Below are 6,506 nucleotides of genomic sequence, written 5' to 3' on the forward strand. Positions count from 1 at the left end.
GAACTGGATCGAACTGGATCTGCCCGGCCAGCTCGAGCAGCAGCTCGTCGGCTATTCGGTGCGGCCCAAGAGCCTGTACTTCCGCCGCGGCCTGATCCCGTCCTGGTCGAAGCCGACGCTGGTGATCCGCAACGAGAACATCTTGACGCCGACGGAGGCCGATCCGATCGCGCCCGGCGACTACATCTATCTGCTGGCGCCGCCGGAAAAGGCCGAGTCGCTCGACCGCTTCTTCGTCGACATGCAGCCGAGCACCGCGCCGGACCCGCATCTGCTCGGCGACTTCATGGTCTCCGGCGAGCACACGCTGGCCGAACTCGCCGAGATCTATGGCGTGAAGGTGAGCGAGGACGAAGCCAAGCTGACGCTCGCCGACTATTTCGACGTTCATCTCGACCGCGCGCCGAAAGAGGGCGCTGAACTTGCGCTGGACGAGATCGTGCTGGTCGCCCGCAGCATCTCCGGCGGCCGCGTCAATGTCGTGGGCCTGCGTCTGCCGGAAGACGACGAGACACCGCCGCCGCTGACGCGCCGACAGGCGCTGCGGCGCAAGCTGGCGGATTTGTGGACGTCGGTGGCGGGGGTTTAGGGCTCACCATCGCTTGCGGGCCGCCGCCACAACCTCGCTGTCATCGCCCGCGAAGGCGGGCGATCCAGTATTCCAGAGGCGGTCATGACCAAGCCGAGAAGCCGCGGCGTACTGGATGCCCCGGTCAAGCCAGGGCATGACACCTTCTATGTGGCGCAGGCCGGCGCAACTCACACCCCCGCCGGCACCGCCGTCATCCAATGCCGCGCAATTGCCGCGCGCGGCGCGATCCACGCGGCGCCGCTTGCCGTGAGATGCGCCAGGATCCGCTCCAGCGCGCCGATCCGGCCCGGCCGGCCGATCATGCGCAGATGCAATCCGACCGACATCATCTTCGGCGCCGTCTCGCCCTCGCGCTTCAGCCATTCGAACGCATCGATGACGTAGTCGGCAAAGTCGGCGCCGTTGAAGCGCGAGGCGTTGTAGTACTGCATGTCGTTGGTGTCGAAGGCATAGGGCAGCACCAGATGCTGCTTGCCGGCAACGTCCCGGTAATAAGGCAGGTCGTCATTATAGGCGTCGCTGTCGTAGAGAAAGCCGCCGTGCTCGACCAGCAGGCGCCGCGTGTTCGGCGAGGTTGCCGAGCGCGTGTGCCAGCCGACCGGGCGCTGTCCGGTGACGCGCTCGATTGCCGCCACCGTGTTCACGATGACCTCGCGCTCGCTGGCTTCGTCCATGTCGGCATGGCTCTGCCAACGCCAGCCATGCGCAGACACCTCGTGGCCGCGCGCAATCGCGTCGCGCGCCAGCTCCGGCGAGCGCTCGACGGCGCGGCCGCAGGAGCTCACCGTCACCTTGACGCCGTGCGCGTCGAACAGGTCCATGATGCGCCACCACGCGGCGCGCGTGCCGTATTCGAAATGGCTGTCGATGYAGGAATCGGGTCCGTCGAGCCGGTGCACGACCTCATAGATCGCCTCATTGTTCGCGTCGCCGTCGTTGACGGAGAATTCCGAGCCTTCCTCGAAATTCACCACCAGCGACACCGCGACGCGCGCGCCGTTCGGCCAGCGCGGATTCGGCGGCCTGCCGCGATAGCCGGCGAAGTCGCGATGAGGGGTAGTTTGCCTGGGTTCGCTCATGGATCAGTCCGAGGTTCCGGCCATGCGATGCAGGCCGACGGCGCGGTCGCTGACGAACAGCAGGATCACCGTGCCCGTCAGGATGAGGGTGGAGAGCGCCGCGAGCGTCGGGTCGGGCGCCTCCTCGATATATTGCAGCATCCGGATCGGCAGCGTCTTGGTCCGGACGTCGGCGAGGAAGATCGAGACCGGATAATTGTCGAACGAGGCCAGGAACGAGAAAATCCCCGCGATCAGGAACGACGGCGCCAGCGCCGGCACCATCACGCGCAGCACGCTGCCGGGATAGGTGCAGCCCAGCGTGCGCGCCGCCTCGATCAGGGTGAAGTCGAACCGCGCAAGGCCCGCGATCATCGTGCGGGCGACGTAAGGCAGCGTGATCACGAGATGCGCGACCAGCAGCGTGGCCCCGGGCGCGGTGAAGCCGACAGCGCGAAAGCCCTGCAACAGCGCGATGCCGAGCACGAGGCCGGGCATCATCAGCGGCGACACCAGCGCGGTCGCAAAGATGCCCGCGCCCGGCAGCTTTCCGCGCGCGATTGCAATGGCCGCGAGCGTGCCTGAGACCAGCGAGATCGCGGTCGACAGCAGCGCGATCTGGAGCGACAGCAGCAGCGACGGCCAGAAGCCGTCGAGCCGGCCGATCCGGCCATACCAGCGCGTCGATGCGCCGGTCAGCGGCAAATCGAACACCGGCGTCGGCGAGAAGCTCGCGGCCGCGATCACCAGCAGTGGCACGATCAGGAACAGCGCGAGGCCGATGGCCATGACCCAGCAGACGACGATTGCGGCCCGAATCATCATTTCGGCTCCCGCGACAGGCGCGCGCTCAGCGCGACGACGGCAATCGCGATTCCCAGCAGGACGACGCCGGCTGCGGCGCCGAAGCCGGGCTCACGCGCCAGCAGATAGGCTTTTGCGATCGTGGTCGCGAGCGTCGGGTATTTTTCCCCGATCAGCAGCGTCGGCACCACATAGGCGGAAACCGATAGCGAGAACACCAATGCGACGCCGGCGATGATGCCCGGCAGCGTCAGCGGCAGGATGACGTGAAAGAAGGTCACGATCGGCGAGGCGCCGAGCGTGGAGGCCGCTTCCGCATAGCGCGGATCGAGCTGGGCGACGATGGCGTAGATCGGCAGGATCATGAAGGGCAGGAAGATGTTCACGGCGCCGACGATCAGCGCGGTCTCGGTGAAGATCATCCGGATCGGGTCCTCGATGATGCCGAGCGCGATCAGCGTCTCGTTGACGATGCCGTCGCTGCGCAGCAGTATCGTCCAGGCAAAGGCTTTGACAATGACGCTGGCCGCGAGCGGCAGGAACAGCGTCGCCAGCAGCACCGAGCGCAAGGCGCCGCGGGCGCGCGCCAGCGCGAAGGCGGCGGGATAGCTGATCAGGAAGGCGATGATGGTCGTCAGCAGCCCCAGCCGCAGCGAATTCCAGATCACCCCGAGATAATAGGGCGTGCCGAGCAGGCGCCTGTAGTTGGCGAAGGTCAGCCCGTTGGCGCCGATGACGCTGACGCCGAGCAGCAGCACCAGCGGCAGCGCGAACACGCCGGCGATGATAACGAAGGAAGGCAGCACGAAGCCGATCGCGGTGAGCCGCTCGCGATCGACCGCTGGCGCCGCGACGGGCGCGGGAAGGGCGGCTTCGGTCATGCCTGCGCCTCCATCGGAAACGCAAAGGTCTCGGTGACAGGCCAGCTCAGGCGGATCTCGTCATGCACGCGCGGGATCGCGCCATCGCGCTCCGAGAGTTCGGCGAGCAGGCTCTCGCCCGCGCCGGCATCGACCTCGACCAATGTGCGCGAGCCCTGGAACACCACGGAGCGGACGCGTCCGGCCGCGGAGTTGGCCTCGCTTTGTTCGCCGAGGCGCAGCTGCTCAGGGCGCGCCGCGACGATGACGGGGGAGCCCGCCTGGAAATTGCCGAGCGCCGACAGGCGGCCGACCTTGGTCTCGACATCGACCTTGCCGTTGTCGGCCGCCAGCACGGTGCCGGAAATCCGCGTCGACAGCCCGACGAAGTTGAGCGCGAACAGGCTCGCGGGGCGCAAATAAAGCTCGCGCGGCTCGGCGAGCTGCTCGATCCGCCCCTTGTTCATGACTGCGACGCGGTCGGACATGGTCAGCGCCTCGTCCTGGTCATGCGTCACGAAGATCGCGGTCGCCTTCACGTCCTGGAGCAGGCGGCGCAGCTCGACCTGCATCTCCTCGCGCAGCTTGCGATCGAGCGCCGAGAGCGCCTCGTCGAACAGCAGTACATCAGGCTCGACCGCGATGGCGCGCGCCAGCGCCACCCGTTGTTGTTGCCCGCCCGACAGCGCCGAGATGCGGCGGCCGGCGAGATGGCCGAGCTTGACCAGCGACAGCGCGCGTTCGACCGCCGCGTCGATCTCGCGCCTGGCCGTGCCGCGGACCTTCAGCCCGAATGCGACATTGCCGGCGACGGTGAGATGCGGAAACAGCGCGTAGCTCTGGAATACGACGCCGACATTGCGCTTGTGCGGCGGCACGTGGGTGATGTCGCGCCCGGCGAGCTCGACCTTGCCGGAGTCGGGCTGCGCCAGCCCGGCGATGGCGCGGAGCAGCGTGGTCTTGCCGCAGCCGGAGGGGCCGAGCAGCGTCACCAGCTCGCCGCGGCGGATGGTCAGGTCGATATGGTCGAGGACCGTCGTCGGCCCGTACCGCTTGGAGATGCTGCGGACGACGAGATGCGGCGCGGCTTCGCTCATGTCATCTCCTTGCTCCAGCGATCGACCCACGCGGCGCGGTTCTTGGCGACGAACGCCCAGTCCGGCGCGAACAGCGAGGCGGGATCGGGGAAGCCCGCCGGCGTCGGCGTGCCCTTGTTGGTCGGTGCGACGAAGGCCTTGTCGGCGAGGATGGTCTGCGCCTCCGGGCTCAGGAAGAAGTCGATCACGGCGTCGGCAAGATCGCCGCCAGGCGCGCCGGCCACCTTCGCGATGCCGGAGGGCATCGCAAAACCGCCGTCCTGCGGCACGGCGAGATCGACCGGCGAGCCCTCGGCCTTGCGGATCAGCGTGTAGGCGGAGAACTGGCCGCCGATCATCCAGGCCTCGCCCTGCTCCATCAGATTGATGGCCTGCGGCGCGTTGGTATAGACGTTCAGCAGGTTCGCCTTCAGCTCCTTCACCTTCTTGAAGGCCGCCTCGATCTCGTACTGTGCCTCCTTGTAGGGCTTGCCGGTTTCGAGATGCGCGGCCGCGAGCAGCGTCCAGAATCCTTCGGTGTTCGAGAGCGACGGCACGATCACCCGCGAGGCATATTTCGCGTCCCACAGGTCCGACCACTTGCTCGGCGCCGTCTTCATCCGCTTGGTCGAATAGGCGATGCCGGCCCAGGGCCGCTGATAGTTCGCCCACATGCCGTCCTGGTGGACCGAGCCGTCCACGAGCTTGCCGAGGTTCGCGATGGAAGAGGCCGACATCTTCGTGATCAGCCCTTCGGCGGACGCCGGCAGCATCACGGGATCGTCCATGATGACGACCGAGATCTTCGGCGCGGCCTTGTCGGCCTGCATCTTCTGGAGATTGGTCAGCGAGTTGGTGCCCTCGTAGAGCACCTTGCAGTCGAGCTTCTTCTCCAGCACCGGAAACAGATCGGCGTTGAAATATTTTGCAGCGCCCGCCGGGCCGCCGATGACGATCTCCATGGGCGCGGCGCGCAAGCGCCCCGGGGCCGCCAGAACCGCGGCGAGGGCCGCGCCGGACTTCAAAACGCTGCGTCGGGAGGGGGTGTGCATGGGTATGTCCCGTTTGTTGTGCGTAAGGCTTGCATCGAGGCAGCAGCAAGCGCCATGCCAAATGTGCACATTTCTATAAAATGTAATAATTTCAATATCTTGATTTGCGATCGAGTTTAGGGCTTGCGCAGCCGCGCAACAAATGTGCACATTTTTTGGAGGTGACGCTGCGCATCCTTTGGGCCTAGCTATCGCCATGGCGACGCAGCGCAGGCGAAATGGCAAGGCGAATCCGGCGGAGGACGAGGCGGTCTATCAGGCCATCCTGCACGCGCTGCTGGAGGGCAAGCTGAAGGCCGGCACCAAGCTCGCCGAGCCGCCGCTCGCCGACATCTTTGGCGTGTCGCGCGAGCGCATCAGGAAAGTGCTGCACCGGCTGGGGGCGGAGCGGCGGTTGGAGATGATCCCCAACCGCGGCGCCCGCGTGCCGCGCCCGACGCTCGACGACGTCCGCAGCGTCTACGAGGCGCACCGTGTGCTCGAGGCCGGCGTGCTGACGCAGCTCGTCCGCCATGTCGACGATGCCCTGATCGAAAAGCTGACCGCGCATCTCACTGAAGAGCGCGCCGCCGCCACGCGCGGCGATCGTGCGGCGTCGGTGCGGCTGTCAGGTGCCTTCCACGTCCATCTGGTCGAGGCGCTCGGCAATGCCGAGCTGTCGCGCTTCCTCGCCGACCTGCTCAGCCGGTCCTCCGTGATGGTCTCGGTCTACGAGCCAGCGACGGATTCGATCTGCGCCGTCGACGAGCACGGCGCCATCGTCGAAGCCCTGCGCGCCCGCGACGTCGCGCGCGCGATTGCGGTCTCGCGCGAGCATTTCCTGCACGTGGAGAGCCGATTGCATCTCGACGATGCGGTGCCGGCGAGCGAGGATTTGACGGCGGTGTTTGGGGCAGTGAAGCCGAAGCGACGGAAGGGGCGTTAAAGCGCAACGCCTCCCCAACGTCGTCCCGGCGAAGGCCGGGACCCATAACCACAGGGAGAAGTTCGGCGAAGACTTGCAGTTGCCCTTCCTTCGCCGGTACCTACACCGCAGTCCCTCGAWAGATCACGCGGTATGGGTC

At 66.8% G+C, this 6,506-nt stretch carries 7 protein-coding genes; 2 read left to right on the top strand and 5 right to left on the bottom strand.

Annotation, left to right across the window (positions count from 1 at the left end; translation table 11 throughout):
* Positions 1-589 (top strand): transporter associated domain-containing protein (locus AC1D00_RS21330; protein WP_477012021.1); only part of this gene is annotated, 589 nt, incomplete at its 5' end.
* Between the two features lie 170 nt (positions 590-759).
* Here the strand turns inward: AC1D00_RS21330 and AC1D00_RS21335 are convergent.
* Genes AC1D00_RS21335 through AC1D00_RS21355 form a run of 5 tightly spaced genes read right to left on the bottom strand, consistent with a single transcriptional unit; the run spans position 760 to position 5,442 of the window.
* A complete protein-coding gene (locus tag AC1D00_RS21335) occupies positions 760-1,671 on the bottom strand; it encodes a polysaccharide deacetylase family protein (RefSeq protein WP_477012022.1) in 912 nt (303 codons plus the stop codon).
* Positions 1,672-1,674: 3 nt separating this feature from the next.
* On the bottom strand, positions 1,675-2,475 hold the full coding sequence (locus AC1D00_RS21340; RefSeq protein ID WP_477012023.1) for an ABC transporter permease: 801 nt from the start codon (positions 2,473-2,475) through the stop codon (positions 1,675-1,677).
* On the bottom strand, positions 2,472-3,335 hold the full coding sequence (locus AC1D00_RS21345) for an ABC transporter permease (RefSeq protein ID WP_404552280.1): 864 nt from the start codon (positions 3,333-3,335) through the stop codon (positions 2,472-2,474). Before AC1D00_RS21345 ends, AC1D00_RS21340 begins: the two co-directional genes overlap by 4 nt.
* Positions 3,332-4,411 (bottom strand): ABC transporter ATP-binding protein, encoded by a 1,080-nt coding sequence (locus AC1D00_RS21350; RefSeq protein ID WP_477012024.1) that lies wholly within the window; start codon positions 4,409-4,411, stop codon positions 3,332-3,334. Before AC1D00_RS21350 ends, AC1D00_RS21345 begins: the two co-directional genes overlap by 4 nt.
* Positions 4,408-5,442, bottom strand: a complete 1,035-nt coding sequence (locus AC1D00_RS21355; RefSeq protein WP_477012025.1) for an extracellular solute-binding protein — start codon at positions 5,440-5,442, stop codon at positions 4,408-4,410. Before AC1D00_RS21355 ends, AC1D00_RS21350 begins: the two co-directional genes overlap by 4 nt.
* 196 nt (positions 5,443-5,638) lie before the next feature.
* On the opposite strand from AC1D00_RS21355, the gene AC1D00_RS21360 reads away from it, so the two are divergent.
* A complete protein-coding gene (locus tag AC1D00_RS21360) occupies positions 5,639-6,367 on the top strand; it encodes a GntR family transcriptional regulator (protein ID WP_135178986.1) in 729 nt (242 codons plus the stop codon).
* Positions 6,368-6,506 lie beyond the last annotated feature (139 nt).

The organism is Bradyrhizobium sp. P2_E8, assembly GCF_056403875.1.

What these genes read in the sequence shown, in the direction of transcription:
- AC1D00_RS21345 (WP_404552280.1), bottom strand. Translation starts at nt 3,335, where the DNA reads ATGACCGAAGCCGCCCTTCCCGCGCCCGTCGCGGCGCCAGCGGTCGAT.
- AC1D00_RS21355 (WP_477012025.1), bottom strand. Translation starts at nt 5,442, where the DNA reads ATGCACACCCCCTCCCGACGCAGCGTTTTGAAGTCCGGCGCGGCCCTC.
- AC1D00_RS21340 (WP_477012023.1), bottom strand. Translation starts at nt 2,475, where the DNA reads ATGATGATTCGGGCCGCAATCGTCGTCTGCTGGGTCATGGCCATCGGC.
- AC1D00_RS21350 (WP_477012024.1), bottom strand. Translation starts at nt 4,411, where the DNA reads ATGAGCGAAGCCGCGCCGCATCTCGTCGTCCGCAGCATCTCCAAGCGG.
- AC1D00_RS21360 (WP_135178986.1), top strand. Translation starts at nt 5,639, where the DNA reads ATGGCGACGCAGCGCAGGCGAAATGGCAAGGCGAATCCGGCGGAGGAC.